This window comes from Saccharomonospora iraqiensis subsp. iraqiensis, assembly GCF_000430445.1.
GTDB classification, from domain to species: domain Bacteria; phylum Actinomycetota; class Actinomycetes; order Mycobacteriales; family Pseudonocardiaceae; genus Saccharomonospora; species Saccharomonospora iraqiensis.
The window spans coordinates 4988-7019 of record NZ_KE387139.1; the positions used below are offsets into that span (position 1 = coordinate 4988).

General features: G+C 72.2%; 2 protein-coding genes. Both read right to left on the minus strand.

Annotated elements, in window-relative coordinates:
* A partial coding sequence (locus ACTIR_RS24685; RefSeq protein WP_154663833.1) for a Bcr/CflA family multidrug efflux MFS transporter occupies positions 1-1231 on the minus strand: 1231 nt, incomplete at its 3' end.
* 123 nt (positions 1232-1354) lie between these two features.
* The coding region (locus ACTIR_RS0120870; protein WP_026455720.1) for a DNA polymerase III subunit beta at positions 1355-2032 on the minus strand (678 nt) is incomplete at its 5' end.

Genomic DNA, 2032 nt, shown 5'->3' on the forward strand with positions numbered 1-2032 from the left:
GCGGCCGGGTGAGGACGAGGAACACGGTCAGGGCGGCCGCGGCCGCGACCGCCATGATCATCGTCATCGGCAGTGCCGAGTCGCCACCGATGAGACCGACCAGGGGCGAGGCGGACCCGCCGACGAGGAACTGCACCACCCCGAGCAGCGCGGAGGCCGATCCGGCGGTGCGCGGGTGGTCGGCCAGGGCCAGTGACGTGGCGTTCGGCATGATCAACCCGACGGAGGAGACCATGAAGAACAGCGGCGTCAGCAGCCCCGGCAGGCCGAGACCGGCCAGCACCGCGAGGACGGCGCCCGACGCGCTGACGGTGACCATGGTCAGGCCGGTGCGCAGCAGCGTGCGGGGGGCGAAGCGGCCGACGATCCGGCCGTTGACCTGGGTCATGATCACCAGGCCGACGCCGTTCATCCCGAACGCCAGGCTGTACTCACCGGGGGAGAGGCCGTAGAGGTCCTGGAGCACGAACGACGAGCCGGAGATGTAGGTGAACATGGCCGCGAACGCGAGGCCCACGGTCACCACGTAGCCGAAGAACACCCGGTCGGCCAACAGGTCGCGGTAGGTGCGCACGATGCGGCCGAACCGGGGAGGTCGGCGTCCCGCCACCGGCAGTGTCTCGGGCAGGGCCAGCGCCGCGACCACCAGCAGGAGGCCGCCGAAGACGGTGAGCGTGACGAAGATGCCACGCCACGACGTCCACTCCAGCAGCTGTCCCCCGATCACCGGAGCGAGGATCGGCGCCACCCCGACGACCAGCATCAGCACCGAGAAGAACCGGGCCATCGCGGCCCCGGAGAACAGGTCGCGCACCGCCGCACGGGCGATCACCATCCCGGTCGCCGCGCCGAGCGCCTGCACCGCTCTGGCGGCGATCAGGACCTCCGCCGAGGGGCTGACCGCGGCGAACACCGAGGCCACGATGAAGATCGACACCCCGACGAGCAGGGGACCGCGCCGCCCCCACGAATCCGAGAGCGGCCCCGCCACCAGCTGGCCGACGCCGAGACCGACGAGGAACACGGCGAGGGTGAGCTGCAACACGGCGTCCGTGGAGCCGAGGTCCTCCGCCATGAGCGGCAGGGCGGGCAGGTACATGTCGATCGACAGCGGCCCGAACGCCGTCAGCCCGCCGAGAATGAGTGCGAAGCGTGCGGTGCGGCCCTTGCCCGGTGCGACCGTGTCGGTGTCGGTCGCGTCCGTGTCGGCCACGTCCGTCGTCACGCTCACGCTGCCTCCTCGTCGCGTCGGGTCCTCTGCGCAGTCTCCGGCCTTCCCGCACAACTTGTTAGTGCTACTAAGTATTTCGTCGGGGCGCTGTGATCTGGATCTACGTCCGGTCGCGGTACGGGGTCAGTCGAGCGCGACGGGCATCACGAGCGTGGTGTAGCTGCCCTGGTCGGCCGAGCGCACCAGGGCAGGCCCGGTCGGTCCGCCGGTCTCCAGCAGCACCTCGGGACCCACACCGGCCTCGACGATCGGCCCCAGTACAGCCGGGTCGAACGCGAGCCGCAGCGGCGTGGAACAGACCGCGCTCAGGTCGGTGTCCCCGACCCGGAGGGTGTCCCGGTCGGCCTCGATCACCACGGCCCCGGAGCCGTGGCGCGCGAGTGCGTCGCCGAGCGCGACACGGTCGGTGAGCACACGGTACCGGGGTGGGTCGAGGGCGGCAAGCAGGCTGCGGTAGTCCGGGTAGTCGGCGTCCAGCACGGGCAGGGTGCGCACGTCCTGCGCGACGTCCGGTCCCGCCACGAGCCGGACCCGCCCCTCCTCGGCGGTCAGCCGCAGCTCGGGATGGCGCACCGCCCAGGTCGAGACCTCCAGCAGCGCCTCGGCCGGAACCAGGACCCGGGTGGCGGTGCCGTCGGCGGCCGACGCGGTCAGCTCGCGGATCGCCATCCGCAGCCGGTCGGTCGCGACCAGCCGCACGGTGGTCTCCGCGAGCTCGATCAGGACGTGCGTCAGCTCCACCCGGTCGGAGGAGCGGGCGGCGGCGGGCACCACCTGGCGCGCCGCACTCGCCAGCTCCGC